This is a genomic window from Kinneretia sp. DJ1R-11 (assembly GCF_025717595.1).
Lineage (GTDB): Bacteria > Pseudomonadota > Gammaproteobacteria > Burkholderiales > Burkholderiaceae_C > Paucibacter_A.
Genome location: NZ_JAJIRR010000007.1, coordinates 14,118 through 30,016, shown reverse-complemented (window position 1 = coordinate 30,016; position 15,899 = coordinate 14,118). Strand labels below are relative to the sequence as shown.

At 65.8% G+C, this 15,899-nt stretch carries 14 protein-coding genes; 7 read left to right on the top strand and 7 right to left on the bottom strand.

Annotation, left to right across the window (positions count from 1 at the left end):
• Positions 1 to 210 precede the first annotated feature (210 nt).
• Positions 211 to 813 (bottom strand): MarC family protein, encoded by a 603-nt coding sequence (locus LNV23_RS13080; protein WP_263517201.1) that lies wholly within the window; start codon positions 811 to 813, stop codon positions 211 to 213.
• Between the two features lie 82 nt (positions 814 to 895).
• Here LNV23_RS13080 and LNV23_RS13075 point away from each other — a divergent pair, with 82 nt between their 5' ends.
• Positions 896 to 1,399: an Lrp/AsnC family transcriptional regulator gene (locus LNV23_RS13075; protein ID WP_263563377.1), complete on the top strand. Its 504-nt coding sequence runs from the start codon at positions 896 to 898 to the stop codon at positions 1,397 to 1,399.
• A gap of 18 nt (positions 1,400 to 1,417) precedes the next feature.
• Here LNV23_RS13075 and xerD read toward each other — a convergent pair whose 3' ends face one another.
• The 3 genes from xerD to LNV23_RS13060 form a co-directional block, all read right to left on the bottom strand.
• Entirely contained in the window at positions 1,418 to 2,407 is a 990-nt protein-coding gene (xerD, locus tag LNV23_RS13070; protein WP_263563376.1) for a site-specific tyrosine recombinase XerD, read from the bottom strand.
• Entirely contained in the window at positions 2,361 to 3,350 is a 990-nt protein-coding gene (locus LNV23_RS13065; protein ID WP_411910577.1) for a tripartite tricarboxylate transporter substrate binding protein BugE, read from the bottom strand. The genes xerD and LNV23_RS13065 overlap by 47 nt, the downstream gene beginning before the upstream one ends.
• A 74-nt stretch (positions 3,351 to 3,424) precedes the next feature.
• The gene (locus LNV23_RS13060; RefSeq protein WP_263563375.1) at positions 3,425 to 4,063 is read right to left on the bottom strand and encodes a chalcone isomerase family protein; all 639 of its coding nucleotides are present in this window, start codon (positions 4,061 to 4,063) and stop codon (positions 3,425 to 3,427) included.
• A gap of 154 nt (positions 4,064 to 4,217) precedes the next feature.
• Between LNV23_RS13060 and LNV23_RS13055 the strand changes: the two genes are divergently transcribed.
• Positions 4,218 to 5,120, top strand: coding sequence for an AEC family transporter (locus tag LNV23_RS13055; protein WP_263563374.1), 903 nt, complete (start codon positions 4,218 to 4,220; stop codon positions 5,118 to 5,120).
• Here the strand turns inward: LNV23_RS13055 and queG are convergent.
• Positions 5,080 to 6,174, bottom strand: a complete 1,095-nt coding sequence (gene queG, locus LNV23_RS13050) for a tRNA epoxyqueuosine(34) reductase QueG (RefSeq protein ID WP_263563541.1) — start codon at positions 6,172 to 6,174, stop codon at positions 5,080 to 5,082. The genes LNV23_RS13055 and queG overlap by 41 nt on opposite strands.
• A gap of 66 nt (positions 6,175 to 6,240) precedes the next feature.
• Here queG and tsaE point away from each other — a divergent pair, with 66 nt between their 5' ends.
• From tsaE to LNV23_RS13025, 5 genes are all read left to right on the top strand, one after another.
• Positions 6,241 to 6,735, top strand: coding sequence for a tRNA (adenosine(37)-N6)-threonylcarbamoyltransferase complex ATPase subunit type 1 TsaE (tsaE, locus tag LNV23_RS13045; protein ID WP_263563373.1), 495 nt, complete (start codon positions 6,241 to 6,243; stop codon positions 6,733 to 6,735).
• A gap of 38 nt (positions 6,736 to 6,773) precedes the next feature.
• Entirely contained in the window at positions 6,774 to 8,132 is a 1,359-nt protein-coding gene (locus LNV23_RS13040; RefSeq protein ID WP_263563540.1) for an N-acetylmuramoyl-L-alanine amidase, read from the top strand.
• A gap of 179 nt (positions 8,133 to 8,311) precedes the next feature.
• Positions 8,312 to 9,262, top strand: a complete 951-nt coding sequence (locus LNV23_RS13035; protein WP_263563372.1) for a PEP-CTERM sorting domain-containing protein — start codon at positions 8,312 to 8,314, stop codon at positions 9,260 to 9,262.
• Positions 9,263 to 9,403: 141 nt separating this feature from the next.
• The gene (locus LNV23_RS13030) at positions 9,404 to 10,639 is read left to right on the top strand and encodes a glycosyltransferase (protein ID WP_263563371.1); all 1,236 of its coding nucleotides are present in this window, start codon (positions 9,404 to 9,406) and stop codon (positions 10,637 to 10,639) included.
• Positions 10,636 to 11,733, top strand: coding sequence for a glycosyltransferase family 4 protein (locus tag LNV23_RS13025; protein ID WP_263563370.1), 1,098 nt, complete (start codon positions 10,636 to 10,638; stop codon positions 11,731 to 11,733). Before LNV23_RS13030 ends, LNV23_RS13025 begins: the two co-directional genes overlap by 4 nt.
• Before the next feature lie 13 nt (positions 11,734 to 11,746).
• Here LNV23_RS13025 and LNV23_RS13020 read toward each other — a convergent pair whose 3' ends face one another.
• On the bottom strand, positions 11,747 to 15,130 hold the full coding sequence (locus LNV23_RS13020) for a S41 family peptidase (RefSeq protein ID WP_263563369.1): 3,384 nt from the start codon (positions 15,128 to 15,130) through the stop codon (positions 11,747 to 11,749).
• 45 nt (positions 15,131 to 15,175) lie between these two features.
• The gene (locus tag LNV23_RS13015) at positions 15,176 to 15,823 is read right to left on the bottom strand and encodes a DedA family protein (protein WP_263563368.1); all 648 of its coding nucleotides are present in this window, start codon (positions 15,821 to 15,823) and stop codon (positions 15,176 to 15,178) included.
• Positions 15,824 to 15,899: the final 76 nt, after the last annotated feature.

Genomic DNA, 15,899 nt, shown 5'->3' with positions numbered 1-15,899 from the left:
TCCCTCGGTTGCTGACGTCCGCCAGTCCGGCCGCAACTGAGTGCCGCGGCGGCTGGCATGTCGGGTGTCAGTCAGCGTGACTCACGCCGACCGCACCGTTTTTGGAGTCGCAACTCTAGGGTTTGCTCCTAAGGGTTTGAACGAAGAAAAGCGTCTGTGCTTGGCAGAAAACAGCGCAAGCCCGGCGCTCCGTCCCCCTCTCAGCTCTGCTTACAAGCCGCCGATGAAGTAACGTTTCAGGCCGGCCAGACACATCTCCACTGCGATGGCAGTGAGCACGAGGCCCATCAGCTTCTCGATTGCCGAGATCACCGAATCGCCGAGCAGGCGGCGGATGCGGTCGGCCATCAGCAGGGTCAGGCCCGAGACCCACATGGCCGCACACAGGGCGCCGATCCAGTCCCAGATGCGCTCGGGCTGGCGCGAAGCCAGCAGCAGCACCGTGGCCATGGCCGAGGGGCCGGCCAGCAAGGGGACGGCCAGCGGAAAGATGAAGGGCTCCTTGCCCGGTTCCAGGCCGTAGGCCGATTCGCCGGCGCTGCCGAAAATCATCTTGATGGCGATGATCAGCAGGATCACGCCGCCGGCCACCTCAAGCGAGCGCTCGGACAGGTGCATCACCCGCAAAAAGCTGTCCCCGAAAAACATGAAGGCCAATAGCACGATGGCGGCCAGCCCCACCTCGCGGGTGGCAACGCGAGCGCGCCGCTCCTTGGGAACCTCGCGCATGATGCCGATGAAGATGGGCAAACTGCCGAGCGGGTCCAGCACCAGCAAGAGCAGGATGAAGGCGGAGAGAAAACTATGATCCATGACCGCAATTGTCGCGCGCTCGTCGAACTGCGGGACCAAACTTGAGCTGCGAAAGCCCGCCAATCCTCCACATGAGCCCGCCATGACCGACGCCGCCACCAAGCCGGGTGCCAAACTCGACGCGAAACTCGACGCTATCGACCGCCGTCTGATCGAGGCCCTGCAGCGCGACGGCCGGGCCTCCAATGTGGAGCTGGCGGCCCAGGTTCATCTGTCGCCGCCGCAGTGCTTCCGGCGCGTCAAAGCCCTGGAGGAACGCGGCGTGCTGCGCGGCTACCGCGCCCTGGTGGCGCCGCAGAGTCTGGGCCTGGGCGTCACCGCCTTCGTCAGCCTCAATATCGACGGCGAGGCTTTTGACCGCGTTCGCGAGATCGAGGGCCTGATTCGCGACTTCCCCGAGATCCTGGAATGCCACACCGTCTCGGGCGACTGCGACTACCTGCTCAAGGTCGTGGCCAGTGACCTCAAGTCGCTGTCGCAGTTTCTGACCGACCGCCTGATGCAGATCCGCGGCGTTGCCGACATCCGCTCCATGATCTGCCTGGAAGAGATCAAACCGCCCTCGCCTTTGCCGGTGGCACGTTGAGGCGTTTGGTTTCCCCGCTCAGGCGCGTGGATGGTGCTGGGCGTGGATCAGCTTCAGGCGCTCGCGCGCCACATGGGTGTAGATCTGGGTGGTCGACAGGTCGGCGTGGCCCAGCAGCAGCTGCACCACGCGCAGATCGGCGCCATGGTTGAGCAAATGGGTGGCGAAGGCATGGCGCAACGTGTGCGGTGACATGGGGCTCAGGATGCCGGCTTGCAGCGCGTACTTCTTGACCAGAGTCCAGAACATCTGCCGTGTCATGCCCTCGCCGCGCACGGTCACGAACAAGGCGTCACAGGCCTGACCCTTGAGCAACTGCGGCCGGGCCTCCTGCAAATAGCGCAGAAGCCAGCTGTGCGCCTCTTCGCCAAAGGGCACGAGGCGCTCCTTGCTGCCTTTGCCGGTGATGCGCAGCACGGCCTCCTTGAAGCCCACATGCACGCTTTTGAGCGTCACCAGCTCGGTCACGCGCAGGCCGCTGGCGTACATCAGCTCCAACATGGCGCGGTCGCGCAGGCCCAGTTCGCTGCCAACATCGGGCGCTTGCAGCAAGGACTCGACCTGGGCCTGGCTGAGCAGCTTGGGCACGCGCAGCGGTGCCTTGGCATTGGCCAGCTTGAGGGTCGGGTCTTGCCTGAGGCGCTGCTCGCGCAAGGCCCAGCGGAAATAGCGCTTGAAGACGCTCAGGCGACGGTTGGCGCTGCTGGTCTTGCTACCGGCATGGCGGGCCATGGCGTAGCTTTGCAGATCGGCCTCGCTGCAGGCGTCGAGCGGACGCTGCACCTGGCTGGCCAGCCACTGGGCCAGCAGGTTCAGGTCGCGGCGGTAGGCCTGCAGCGAATTGCCGGCCAGGCCGTCTTCCAGCCAGAGTGTTTCGACGAAGGCATCGATCGCCTGCTGGCTGGCCAGCTCGGCCGCGCGCTGCCCTGGCGAGCTCGTCGCGGCCTCGCCGCCTCCTGCTTCAGTCGAGCTTGAGCTTTTGCTGCTCGACGACCTTTTTGTAGACATCAAATTCGGCACTGATCTGGGCGGCAAACTGTTCCGGGGTGTTGGCGATGATCAGGGAGCCGGTGTCCTCGATGCGCTTCTTGACGTCCGGCAGCTCCAGCGTCTTCTTGACCGCATCATGCACCTTGGCGACGATGTCCTTGGGCAGGTTCTTGGGGCCGTGCACGCCGTAGTAGGCCATGCGATTGACCGGTTCCAGCCCGACTTCCTTGAAGGTCGGCACATTGGGCAGCACGGCCAAGCGCTGCGGCGCCGCCACGACGATGGGGATCAGGCGGCCGTCCTTGATGAAGGGCAGCGCCGAAGGCAGGTTGTCGAAAATCATCGGCACCTGGCCGGCCACGGTGTCGTTCAAGGCCGGGCCGGCACCGCGGTAGGGAATGTGCAGCACGAAGACGCCGGCCAGGTTTTTGTACAGCTCCATCTGCAGGTGGCCGATGCCGCCGGTGCCCGAGCTGGCAAAGCTGTGCTTGCCGGGGTTCTTCTTGAGCTCGGCCACAAAACCTTTGTAATCGCGCGCCGGAAAGCTCGGGTGCACGGCGATCACATTGGGCGTGGCCGCCATATTGATGATGGGCGTGAAGTCGCTGATCGGGTTGTACGGAATCTTGGGGTTGATGGCCGGGTTGGCCGCCGTGGTCGATACCGTTGCCACGCCCAGGGTGTAGCCATCGGGCGTGGCCTTGGAGATTTCGTTGGCCCCCACCGAGCCGCCGCCGCCGGCCTTGTTCTCGACCAGCATGTTCTGACCCAGGGCCTGATTGACCTTCTCGGCCATGACGCGGGCAATGATGTCGGTGGTGCCTCCCGGGGCGAAAGGCACGATCAGGCGCACCGGCTTCGCGCTCGGATAAGGCGTCTGCGCTGCCACTGGCCCCAGGGCCAGACAGGCGGCTGCGGCGGCACTCAAACGGATGGCGCTGCGACGATTGATCTGCTTCATTCCGGTCTCCAGGAGGTGATTTTTCACCATCCTAGCCCGAGCGAGGGAACCTCAAGCACGCATTTCTACGTAGCTCAGCTGGTGGCCTCGCCCAGCAAGCCCGCCTTGAGCCGCTTGTCCACCGGCTTGTCGCCGAGAAACACCTTCAGGAAGGCGGTGTAGAGGTCGTTGCCGGGCACGGCCTGACCCCATTGCTTGCCGTTGACGTAGAGCACCGTGCCTTGTTCGGGCAGGTAGTCGATATTGATCAGGTCGTTCTTGCGCACCTTGCCGACCGACTGCAGGTTCTGCGTGAACAGGGGCAGGCGCGTGCTCAGTGCTTCTTTCTCGGCCTCGCTGCAATTGCGGCCTACACCTTTGTTGACGGCCTTGACGAACTCCTCGGCGCCAACCTCGAGCAGCATGCGGATCTGCACCCGCTTCGGGCCGCTGGCGGCGTAGACAGCGTCCGGCGTGGTGGACTTGCGGCTCAAGTACAGCCCGGCCACATAGCCGCGCAAGATGGACACCGCCCGCTTGCCCACGCCGTTCAGCAGCAAGGCGCTGCCGGCCAGCTGGATCTTGTCCTCGAATTCCTGGTCTTCGTATTTGAAAGCCAGCACCGGGCCGGACATCCAGGCGGTGGCGGCTACAGCGCTGGCTCGTAACAGCCACTGGCGCCGCGAGGACGCCGGGGTGGAAAGGGCTGAGCGCGTGGTGAAGGCTGCAGGCATAGGGCGTCGCGGAAGTCTGAACATAGGTCTAACGATACCCGCATCAAGCGCTTCGGGCGGCGCAGGCAGTGGCGCGCTGAGCGGTAGCGCCGAACGCCCCCGGCCGTTCGGCTGCGCGCAGCAGGGTGGCCGGCCCCCTGGCACACTGCGGGCCATGCCCGATGTCTTGCTGCTGCTGCTGCCCGATTTCCTGCTCATCCTTTGCGGCTTCCTGCTGTGCCGCTACAGCGGCCTGGACCGCCCGGTCTGGGAGGCCGCCGAGCGCCTGGTCTACTACCTGCTGTTCCCGGTGCTGCTGTTCAATTCCATCCTGCGCACACCTTTGCAGCCGGGTGCCACCGCCGACCTGGCCCTCGGCGGCGTGCTCAGCTGCGTGATCGGCGTGCTGCTGGCCTACAGCCTGCGCGCCCTGCCCGGCGTCGATGCCCGTTTCCATGCCTCGGGCGCGCAGACTGCCTTTCGCTTCAATTCCTTCATCGCCCTGGCCCTGGCCGAACGCCTGCACGGCGCACAAGGGGTGGCCTGGGTGGCGCTGCTGATCGCGCTGTGTGTGCCAATCTGCAATATCGCCGCCGTTTGGCCCTTGGCCCGACACGGGGGACACGGTTATTTGCGCGAACTCGCACGCAATCCCTTGATCCTGGCCACCTTGGCCGGCCTGACGGGTAATTTGCTGGGTCTCAAACTGCCCGAGCCCGCCGCCCTGACCCTGCACCGCATCGGCCTGGCCGCCCTGCCCCTGGGCCTGATGGCGGTCGGTGCGGGTCTGCGTTTCGGCGCACTGCGTGAGGCGCCGGGCCTGGCAGCCGCTTTGCTGGGCATTCGCCATCTGGCCTTGCCTCTGGTCGGGCTCGGCCTGGCTCTGGCCTTGCAGCTGCCGGCGCCGCAGCGCGCCACGCTGCTCTTGTTCACCGCCCTGCCCACCGCCTCCAGCGCCTATGTGCTGGCCGTGCGCATGGGCGGCAATGGGCCTTTTGTGGCCGGCCTGGTGACCTTGTCCACCCTGCTGGGCATGCTCAGTCTGCCGCTGTGGCTGGTGGTGCTGCGCTGGGTGTAGGCAGGGCAGGCGCTTGCGCCAGCGCCCAGTCGAGATGCTCCGCCAGCAGCTCGCTGGCCGCCGGCCGCAGGGTCTGCAGCACGGCGCGCAGCTCGGGCCATTCCCTGTGGCGCAGAGCATTGCCCGAGACCACGGCCAGATTGCGTTGCCAGCGCGCATGGCCGATGCGGCGCATGGCCGATCCTTCGGTCTGACGCAGGAACTGGGTTTCGTCCCAGCTCCAGAACGCGAGCAGATCGCCGCGCGCCATGGCCGGCCGGGCGTCGAAATCGGCCAGGCGGGACTTTTGGGCGAACTTGTTCCAGGGGCAGATCAGTTGGCAATCGTCACAGCCATAGAGGCGGTTGCCAATCATGGGCCGCAGTTCGAGCGGGATGGCGCCCTCATGCTCGATGGTCAGGTAGGAAATGCAGCGCCGCGCATCGACGCGGTAGGGTGCAACGATGGCGCCGGTCGGGCAGGCGTCCAGGCAAGCCGTGCACTGGCCGCAATGCGCCGTGACCGGTTCGCTGAGCGGCAGCGGCAGGTCGATGTAGATCTCGCCGAGAAAGAACATCGAGCCCACGTCCCGGTGCAGGGTCAAGGTGTGTTTGCCACGCCAGCCGATGCCGGAGCGCGCCGCCAGCTCCACCTCGAGCACCGGCGCGGAGTCGGTGAAGACGCGGTAACCCAAAGGCCCGACGGCGTCGCTCAGTCGCGTGGCCAGCTGTTGCAGGCGAGCGCGCAGCACCTTGTGATAGTCGCGTCCACGGGCATACAGCGAGACCTGGGCGCGCTGCGGATCGCTCAAACGCTGCCATTCCACGGCTTGCCAGTCGGGAGCACTGTCTTGCGGCAGGTAATCCATGCGCAGACTCAGCACGCGCAGCGTGCCCGGCACCAGCTCGGCCGGCCGGGCCCGTTTGAGGCCGTGGCTTTGCATATAGTGCATGGAGCCGTGAAAGCCGGCCTGCAACCAGGCCAGCAAGCCCGCTTCGGCACTGTGCAGGTCGATATCGGCCACGCCGATCTGTGAGAATCCCAGCTCATGAGCCCAGCGCTGCAGATCGGCCATCACGGTCGCTGCGTCAAAGTCCGCTGACTTGTCATCCTTGTTCGATTGTTGTGGAGCCTGCGTCATTTGCGCATTCTAGAAACTCGCTCTTTGCGCTGGCCCGATGAGGCCGCCACCCAGGCTTTCGCGGAGCGCCTGGCGCTCTGCCCGACCCTGCTTGACGCCAGCCTGGAGCTGCATGGCAGCCTCGGCGCCGGCAAGACCAGCTTGGTGCGCCATCTGCTGCGCGCCTTGGGCGTCGCCGGGCGCATCAAGAGCCCTAGCTACGCGGTTCTGGAGTCCTATGACCTGGCCGACTGGGGTTCGGCCGGCCTCGTCAGCCATTTCGATTTCTACCGTTTCAGCGACCCGCGCGAGTGGGAGGACGCCGGCTTTCGCGACATCTTCAGCGCGCCCGGGCTCAAGCTCAGCGAATGGCCGGAGAAGGCCGAGGGCATGCTGCCGACGGCCGATCTGCAAGTCTGGATCGAGGCACAGGACGACGACAGCCGCCAGGTCGAGCTGCGCGCCGGCACAGCCCGGGGTCAGGTCTTGCTGCAGCAGCTGGAGCAGGCTTCGTGAAGCCCGGCTTCGCCGAACGGCGCCAGGCGCTGCGCGCCATGGGCAGCCTGGTCCTGATCTTGCGCGCCCTGCCCGCGGGTGCGGCTGCGGCCGCCCATGCCGGCAGCAATATCGTCGCCGTGCGGGTCTGGCCGGCCGAGGCCTACACCCGGGTGACGCTGGAGTCTGACCGGTCACTGGCCGCGACGCATTTTCTCGTGGAGGCCCCCGATCGCCTGGTCATCGATGTCGACGGCCTGGAGCTGAGCCCCAATCTGCGCGGCCTGCTGGGCAAGGTCAAGGCCGATGACCCCTTCATCGCCGGCGTGCGCGTCGGCCAGAACACGCCGCGCGTGGTGCGCATCGTGCTGGACCTCAAGCAGCCGGTGGCGCCGCAGATCTTCACCTTGGCGCCGGTGGCGGCCTACCAGCATCGCTTGGTGTTTGATCTCTACCCCAAGGTGGCGGTCGATCCTCTGCTGGCCCTGATCAAGGACAAGGTCCAGGCCGAGCAAGAGGCGGCGCAGTCGGTGCAGGATGCGCTCGGTGATCTGATTGCCAAGCTCGACAAGCCCAGTCTGAATGCCCAGACCTCGGCCAAACCTGGCGCCAGCTCGGCGTCCGCGCCGCAGGCGCAGAACACACCCGCGCCGGCGCCGACGCTTCCGGTGGCGGCGCCGTCCGAGCCCTCGCAGGCCAAACTCGATCGCTTGATCGTGATTGCCCTGGACCCAGGGCATGGCGGCGAAGATCCCGGTGCCATCGGCCCCAGCGGCCTGCGCGAGAAAGATGTGGTGCTGGCGATTGCCCAGCAGCTGCGCGACCGGCTCAACCGCAACCCCAATATGCGGGTGCTGTTGACGCGCGAAGGCGACTACTTCGTGCCCTTGCAGCAGCGGGTGCAGAAGGCCCGCCGGGTGCAGGCCGACCTGTTCGTGTCCATCCATGCCGACGCCTTCTTCACGCCCAAGGCGCGCGGTGCCTCGGTGTTCGCGCTCAGCGACGGTGCGGCCAGCAGCCAGGCCGCCAAATGGATGGCCAGCCGCGAAAACGCCGCCGATCTGGTCGGCGGGGTCAATGCCGCGGTCAAAGATGCCAGCGTGCTCAAGGCCATGTTGGACATGAGCACCACGGCCCAAATCAAGGACAGCCTCAAGCTCGGCAGCGAGGTGCTGGGCCAGATCGGCCGCGTCGGCACTTTGCACAAGCGTCGGGTCGAGCAGGCCGGTTTTGCCGTGCTCAAGGCGCCCGATGTGCCCTCCATCCTGGTGGAGACGGCCTTCATCTCCAACCCCGAGGAAGAAGCGCAACTGCGCGACACCGACTACCAGTCCAAGCTGGTCGAGGCCTTGGCCACCGGCATCGCCCGTTACTTCGCCAAGAACCCGCCGCTGGCGCGGCATCGCGCTCTCAGCTGAAGTCCTGCTGGCGGCCGGTTTTGGATTCTAGGGTAAACATCAGTGTCGGAAAACTTGGCGTTCACCGGCATGTTGGACTCCCGGGCCTGATGTCTGTTGAGCTTGCTGCGCATGGCGTGGATCTTGCATGTTTGGATTTGTGAACTAAGTCACATTCTGAAAACAACGGAGATCTCCCGATGAAACACAGCAACTTCCAACTCAAGCATGTCAGCGCCGGCGTGCTGGCCTTGTTGTCCGGCTTCGCCATGGCGGCACCGGTGGTGGTCGGCAATATGACCGACGGCCAGATCCGCCTGACTGCCGATTACGCCCTCCCCAGCAGTGGCAGCAGCGTGGACGGCATGGTCACCAACCCGCCCAGCACCACGGCCACCGGCGCCGACTTCTATCTCAACGACTACACGGCCGACGGTTCGGTGTTCTTCCACACCTATGGCGATGCAGGTGCAACCAGCTATTTCGGTGCCCGGGTGACCGGCAACGGCAGCTTCTCGGCCTCGACCAGCACCCGTTACAGCCGCACTTTCACCAACACCACCGGTGTGGCCCAGCTCTTCAACTTCGCCTTCCATGTGGACAGCGGCGAACTGGGCATCGGCGGCACCGGTCTGGGCTTTGCGGATCTGCTGCTGCAGGTGAGCAAGAACGGCGTGGCCGTGGCCCGCGATCACACGACGCGCACCCAGGCCGTCGATGGCACCAGCACCTGCGCCAGCGATGACCTGGGCAGCCTCGCCAGCTATATGAGCTGCGGCAGCGAGTACGCCAACAACGCGGTGTTCAATGTCAGCATGGGCATGATCGGCGTGGGCGAGAGCTTCACCCTGGACTACGACATCGTCGCCACGGTTTCCGGTGAGCTGCAGAGCGGCGGTGGCGGTTACGGCGATTGCCCGACGCTTGCGGCCAAGGGCGACTTTGTGCCGGCATTCGAGGGTTGCAACAATGGCGGTTCGGGTTCGGCCACGGCGCGCTCCGGTGACCCATTTGGTTGGGGCAATCCGAGCAACTTCAACATCAGCCCGACGGCATCCGTCCCGGAGCCGGATACCTTGGCTCTGCTGGGCCTGAGCCTGGCCGGAGTGGCAGCCACGACGCGCCGTCGCAAGGGCGCGAGCCAGGCCTGATCGGTCTGTACGACCTGACGGGAGTGCAGCCTGCGCGGCACTCGCGGATCGGGTGATTCATTGGCGGCGCCTGCGGGCGCCGCTTCTCTTGCTGAACTTTGAAACTGTGCCCGCGGCTCCGCTGCCGGGTGCCACCGTCATATGGCCACGATTGTTTTTGCCTGGGAGCTCGGAGGTGACTACGGTCATCTGTCACGCCTGTTGCCCGTGGCCCTGGCCCTGCGCGAACGGGGTCACCGGCCGGTCTTCGTGCTCCGTGATCTGCTCGGCGCTGAGGCCCTGCTGAGCCCGCATGATGTGCCGGCCCTGCAAGCGCCGCTGTGGTTGGGACGCCTGACCCAGCTGCCCAGTCCGATCAGCTACCCCGAGTTGCTGATGCCTTTCGGCTTTCTCAATCCGCGCGCCCTCACCGGTATCTGTCGGGCCTGGCGCCATCTTCTGGCCCTGATCCAACCCGATCTGCTGGTGCTCGATCACGCACCGACCGCCCTGCTCGCCACCCGGGGGCTGGGCCTGCCGCGTCTGAATTTCGGCGACGGTTTTTGCCTGCCGCCCCCCTGTCAGCCGCTGCCGCCCTTTGCTTGGTGGCAGCCGCAGCCTAACGCTCGTCTGCAAGATTCCGAGGCCCATGCCTTGGCCACCGCCAACCACGTGCTTGCCGCCTTGCATGCACCGGCACTCACGGCCTTTGCCGACCTGCTGCACTGTGATGCGCAGGCCTTGTGCAGCTTTGCAGAACTGGATCACTACCCACAGCGTTCCGCGGCGCCGGCGCCCGCACCGCATTACTTGGGGCCGATCTTCCAGCTCGGACAGGGGCAAGAGCCGCGCTGGCCCGATGGCCCCGGCCCGCGCATCTTTGCCTACCTGAAACCGGGCTACGCGCCTTTGGAGCAAGTGCTTCGAGCCTTGCAAGAATTGCCGGCTTCGGTGCTGGCGCATGTGCCTGGCGCCTCGCGCAAGACCTTGGCGCAATTCAGCGGCGGGCGCATGCAGCTCAGCGCTGAGCCCTTGGCCATGGATGCGCTCAGTCGCAGCTGCGATCTGGCACTCAGCCACGGCGGCGCAGGCACCACGGCCGCCATGCTGCTGGCCGGCAAGCCTCTGCTGCTTCTGCCCATGCAGACCGAGCAATGGATGGCGGCGCGGCGGCTCCAGTCGCTGGGGGTTTCTGAAGCGCTGTTGGTGGATCAGACCGAGCATCTGCCGCGCCTCCTGCGCCAGATGCTCGACTCGGCGCGCTACCGGACGGCGGCCCAGGCCTTTGCCCATGAACATCGCGACTACCGGCAGCAGGACAGCGTGGCTGCGGTGGTGCAGCAATGCGAGGCCCTGCTTGCTTGCGAGCCGCCCTTGCAGCCGGAGCCCTGCCGATGAAGCCGCGTGTTCTGCTGCTCACACGAATCCCGTTCTGGCGCATGGGCGCCGGTGAGCGCACCCGCGTGCTGGCCCTGGTTTGGGTGCTGGGCGCTCATTGCCAGCTGAGCCTGCTCTACCTGGGCGCGCTTCACGCCGACGAATTGAGTCTGCTGCGCCGTCTGCGCGTGCAGGCAGCGGTCTATGGCATCCAGGGGCCGGTCAATGAGGCCAGTGAACGTGAGGCCTTGGTCAGCCTGTGTGCCGCTCAAGACTTTGACGCCTGCATCTTCCAGCGCCTGGCCCTGCATGGCTTGCGCGAGTTCCTGCCGGCCGGTGTGGCCGCTGTGCTGGATACCCATGATCTGGAAAGCCGCGCGGCCGAGTCACGCCGCAGTCAGTCGGTGGCCGTGCACACCACCCTCAGTTTCGAGCAGGAAATGGCTCTGCTTTCGCGATACGAGCGGGTGCTCCTGATCCAGGCCGAGGACCACGGTCTGGTGCAGGCGCGCTTGGGCGAAATCGCACTGCTTGCCCCGCATCCAGTGCAGTTCGCTGCCCTGCCGCTGCAGGCCGAGCGCCGGCACCTCGGCTTGGTGGGCAGTGACTGGGCCGCCAATCTCCATGGTCTGGACTGGTTTGCCGACCGGGTCTGGCCTTTGCTCGAAGGCCAGGTCGAAGGCTTGCAAATGCATCTCTACGGCTGGCTCAGCGAGCGCTGGCGCCCCGAATTCAAAGCCTTCCAGCGCCATGGTTTTGTTGCCGATTTCAAGCAGGCCTGGGCCGGCATGGATGTGGCCATCAACCCGGTCCGCTGGGGGGCCGGGCTCAAGATCAAGAGCGTGGAAGCCATGGGCCACGGCCTGCCCCTGGTCACCACGGCCGAAGGAGCGCGCGGCATCTTGGACGGGGCCGGCACCGCCTTTCTTCTGGCCGATGAGCCGCAGGCCTTTGCCGAGGCCTGCCGAACTCTGCTGTTGCAGCCGCAGCAGCGCGCCGCGCTGGGTGAAGCGGCCCGGCGCTACACAAGTACCCATTTCTCAGCGCAGGCCTGCTTCGGTCCGTTGCTGCGCTGGCTCTACGAGCGGGCACAGCAGTCGAAGCCCAAGCCCTAAGCCTTCAGAGCAATCACCGCCCCAGCTGCGTCGGCATGGCCGGCGCTTTCTGGCGGTCCGGCGCCTGGTAGGTCTTCAGTCGGCCCAGCACATCGGCAATGGCCGCGTCGAGCTGGCTGTCGCGGCCTTCGTTGACTTGCAGCGGGTCCAGGTCCACGTCCTGGTCCGGGGCCACGCCTTCGTTCTCGATGCGCCATTCGCCGTCCGGTGTGAAGAAGCGGAAGTAAGGCACGACCAGATTGGCGCCGTCGATCAGGCGCGGGTTGTTGGAGATGCCGATCAGGCCGCCCCAGGTGCGCTTGCCGATCAGCGGGCCCAGGCCCAGGCGCTTGAAGGCATAGGGCATGAAGTCGCCGCCGGAGCCGGCGTCCTGGTCGATCAGCATGGCGTTGGGGCCATAGATGGCGCCACCGGGCGTGTCATGCGTGAGACCGTCGCGGTCCTTCCAGCTGCCCAGCCAAGGCCGGCTCAGCACATCGGTCACATAGTTAGCGGCCTGGCCACCGCCGTTGCGGCGGTCGTCGAGGATCAGGCCCTGTTTGTCGATCTGGGCAAAGAACATGCGGTTGAAGTGCTGGAAGCCATCGCCACCGGTGTCGGGCATATAGACGTAGGCGATCTTGCCGCCGGACTGCCGGTCGACGTAAGCGCGGTTGCGTTCGATCCAGTCCCAGCGGCGCAGGCCGGCTTCGTCGGCGATCGGCACAACAGTGATCACGCGGCTGGCAGCGGCCTTGTCCGAGGCCGAGGCGCTGCTGCTACTGCTACTGCTGACCGTCAGCTGCACCTGCTTGCCGACGCTGTTCTCCAGCAGGGCATGCACATTGCTTTTCGCATCGAGTGCCCGGCCGTCAACGGCCAGCAGCCAGTCGCCGTCCTTGACGCCCAGGCCCGGCGCAGCCAAGGGTGCTTTCAGAAAGGGGTTCCAACGGTCACCGCGGTAGATCTTGGCCAGTCGCACGCGGCCGTCCGGCTCCGTGCGCAAGTCGGCGCCGAGCAGGCCCACGGTTACGGCTTTCTCCTGGTGCACATCGCCGCCGCCGACGCGGTTGTGGCCGACTTGCATCTCGCCGATCATTTCGACGAGCAAATCGTTGAGGTCCTCGCGCCTCTGCACATGGTCCAGCAAAGGCAGATAGCGGCGGTAGACCTCGTCCCAGTCCAGGCCATGCAGCTTGGGGTCGTAGAAGTAGGCGCGCTCCATCCACCAGACCTCGTCGAAGATCTGCCGCCATTCGGCGCGCGCATCGACGCGCGCGCTCAGCCCGCTCACATCGATGGGCTTAGCCTCCAGCTTTTCGCCGGCATCGGCGATCTCGAGCTTGCCCTTGGCTCCGACCAACAGCAACTTCTTGCCATCGCCGCTGAGGCTGATGGCCTGCACGCCGGCGCGCAATTGCTTGCTCTCGCGTTCCTTGAAATCAAAGCGGAACAGCTCCGCCTCATTGCCGGCCTCGGCGTTCTCGGGGGGCTCACCGCTGGCACCGCGCTGGCGGCGCTGCAAGTAAAACAAGGCACCATCGGCGGCCACGGCCAGGGAGTCGTAATTGCGCTCGGCCACCGGCAGGCCGACGATGCGCTGGTCCAGGCCCTCGAGGTCGATGCGGACCGGCTTGCTGTCCTTCTTGGCCTCATCCTTTTTTGGGTCGTCTTTCTTCGGCCCGTCCTTCTTGGCGGCGTCCTTGCTCGCCTCGTCCTTCTTGGGCAGCTCTTCGTCGCCGCTGCGCGGGAGCAGCGGCGATTTGCCATCGGCCGCCAGCACGGCGACAAACAGGCCGGCACGCAGCGGCCGATCCTGGGTGCTCATGTCCAAGCCGACCTGGCTGGGGCCGGAATTGACCGAGGCGGTGAAGTAGAGGTAGTCCTGAGCGGCGAACTGCGGGTTGTCGGCATGGCTGAGGCCGTCGCTCAAGGCGACATCCCGGCCACCTTGCAGCTCATGCAGACGGATCTGGGAGAAATGATTGGCCGCCCGCACGGTGTAGGCCAGCCAGCGGCTGTCGCTGGAATAGCTGACCTTGAAATTGGCCCGGCGCGGGCTGCTGCCGATGCGCTGGCTGCTGCCGGTCTGGCCGCTGGCGTCCAGTTTCAGCGCATAGAGATTGAGGTGGTTGTCCTGGTAGGCCAGGCTCCGGCCGTCCGGTGCCCAGGCCAGCAAGGTGTAGTAGGTCGAAGCAACTTGGGGCTTCTCGCCGGGCAGACCGAGCGCGATGGCACGCGGCTGGTCCAGACCCGTGGCTGCGCGAAGCATCAGCTGGTGGGTGAAGCCCGGCGCTTCCGAAAGGTAGGCCACGCGCTGGCCGTCCGGGCTCCAGAGTGCGTCCTTCTCTCGCACACCGGCGCTCTGGGTCAGGTTGCGGATCGAGCCGTCCTTGACCGGCACGGTGTAGACGTCCCCGCGGGCACTGACCAGCACACGCTTGCCGGTGTTGGACAGCTGGGCCGAGCTGATCTGGCGGCTGGCGTCGCGCCACTGCTCTCGGGCCTGCGGCGCCTGCGCCTGCAGCTGAATGGCGAGCGTCTGGCTCTGGCTGCTGGGCAGGTCCAGGCTCTTGAGCTGGCCGCCCACCTCGTAGACCAGCTGACCATCCCGGGCGGCCACGCTGCGCACATCCCAGACCCGCTCTTGGGTCAGCTGGCGCAAGGCCTTTGTCTTGGGGTGGAAGGCGAAGAGATTGGCGGCATGGCCATCGCGGTCGGAAATGAACACGATTTCCTCACCCAACCAGACCGGATTGCTGTCGCTGGCGTTCTCGTGCGGAACCTGCTGCCAGGTCTTCTTTACCGGATCGATGATCCAGATCGGCGGCGTGGTGCCGCCGCGATGCAAGCGCCAGCCGGCCGTGTTGCCATGGGCGCCGCGGTAGGGGCGGTAGGCCAGGCGCTGGCCGTCGGGCGACCAGCTGCCTTCGTAGGCCACGGCCTCCATGATTTTGCGCTCAGGCCCGCCCTGCAGCGGCACTTCGTAGAGCTGATTGCTGCGGTTGTTGGCCACCTCACGGGCCGAGGCAAACAGCACGCGCTGGCCGTCCGCGCTCCAGCCATTGACCACATCGGCGCCCGGGTGCCAGCTCAGGCGACGGGGCTGTCCGCCGCTGGACGGCATGACATAGACATCGGTGTTGCCGTCGTAGCTGGCCGAATAGGCAAGCCAGCGGCCGTCGGGCGAAAAACTGGGCGCGAACTCGGCGGCCGCATGCTGGGTGAGCTGGCGCGGGTTGCGGCCCTGACGGTCACTGACCCAGATATCACCGGCCCAGACAAAGGCCAGCTGATCGGCCGACATGCTGGGTTGATGCAGCAGGCGGCTGGGTTCGGCCGCCCGTGCCGGGCTGGCCAGGCTGGCCATGAGCAGCGAAGTCGCCAGGGTGATGGCGGGTGACACGCGAGAGTTCATGGCAGCAGGCTTTCAAGAGAGAAAAGGAGATGGCGTGGGGGGCGTTCAGCCCTGTGCTTTGGTCCTGCGTGCCTTCAGGCCGCCGGCAATGGCGATCACGCCGGGGATCAGAATCATGGCCCAGATGATCTTGGAGAAATTCGCCTGCACCCAGGCCAGGTTGCCAAAGGCGTAGCCAAGCAAGGTGATGCTCAGCACCCAGAGCAGAGCGCCGCCGACGTTGTAGGCGGTGAACTTGGCCCGACTCATGGCCGCCACGCCGGCCACAAAAGGCGCGAAGGTGCGCACAAACGGCATGAAACGGGCCACCACGATGGTGATGCCGCCGTGGCGCTCGTAGAACTCATGGGCCGCGTCAAACGCGCGCCGGTTGAAAAAGCGCGACTGTTCCCACTGGAAGACCTTGGGGCCGAAATAGCGCCCGATCATGTAATTGCACTGGTCGCCCAGAATGGCCGCGACCAGCATCACCAGCAGCACCATGGGCAGATTGATCAGGCCCGCTCCGCACAGCGCACCGACGACAAAGAGCAAGGAGTCGCCGGGCAGAAAGGGCATGACCACCACTCCGGTCTCGACAAAGAGAATCAGGAACAGCAGGGCATAGACCCAGGCGCCGTAAGTCGCCACAAAAGCGGCGATGTGCTTGTCCACATGGACGATGAAGTCGATCAAGAAGCTGAGGAATTCCATGGCGGCGGATTATGCGGGCGCTTGATGACCGCTGCGGAGGGCCCGGGACCGCGCGCCGGGTCAGAATCAGCGCTTC

Excerpts from the sequence above, each read along its gene's own strand:
- LNV23_RS13025 (WP_263563370.1), top strand. The coding sequence starts at position 10,636 with ATGAAGCCGCGTGTTCTGCTGCTCACACGAATCCCGTTCTGGCGCATG.
- LNV23_RS13065 (WP_411910577.1), bottom strand. The coding sequence starts at position 3,350 with ATGAAGCAGATCAATCGTCGCAGCGCCATCCGTTTGAGTGCCGCCGCA.
- queG (WP_263563541.1), bottom strand. The coding sequence starts at position 6,174 with ATGGCCGATCTGCAGCGCTGGGCTCATGAGCTGGGATTCTCACAGATC.
- LNV23_RS13075 (WP_263563377.1), top strand. The coding sequence starts at position 896 with ATGACCGACGCCGCCACCAAGCCGGGTGCCAAACTCGACGCGAAACTC.
- LNV23_RS13030 (WP_263563371.1), top strand. The coding sequence starts at position 9,404 with ATGGCCACGATTGTTTTTGCCTGGGAGCTCGGAGGTGACTACGGTCAT.
- xerD (WP_263563376.1), bottom strand. The coding sequence starts at position 2,407 with ATGTCTACAAAAAGGTCGTCGAGCAGCAAAAGCTCAAGCTCGACTGAA.
- LNV23_RS13015 (WP_263563368.1), bottom strand. The coding sequence starts at position 15,823 with ATGGAATTCCTCAGCTTCTTGATCGACTTCATCGTCCATGTGGACAAG.
- LNV23_RS13060 (WP_263563375.1), bottom strand. The coding sequence starts at position 4,063 with ATGCCTGCAGCCTTCACCACGCGCTCAGCCCTTTCCACCCCGGCGTCC.
- LNV23_RS13020 (WP_263563369.1), bottom strand. The coding sequence starts at position 15,130 with ATGAACTCTCGCGTGTCACCCGCCATCACCCTGGCGACTTCGCTGCTC.
- LNV23_RS13080 (WP_263517201.1), bottom strand. The coding sequence starts at position 813 with ATGGATCATAGTTTTCTCTCCGCCTTCATCCTGCTCTTGCTGGTGCTG.
- LNV23_RS13055 (WP_263563374.1), top strand. The coding sequence starts at position 4,218 with ATGCCCGATGTCTTGCTGCTGCTGCTGCCCGATTTCCTGCTCATCCTT.
- LNV23_RS13035 (WP_263563372.1), top strand. The coding sequence starts at position 8,312 with ATGAAACACAGCAACTTCCAACTCAAGCATGTCAGCGCCGGCGTGCTG.
- LNV23_RS13040 (WP_263563540.1), top strand. The coding sequence starts at position 6,774 with ATGGGCAGCCTGGTCCTGATCTTGCGCGCCCTGCCCGCGGGTGCGGCT.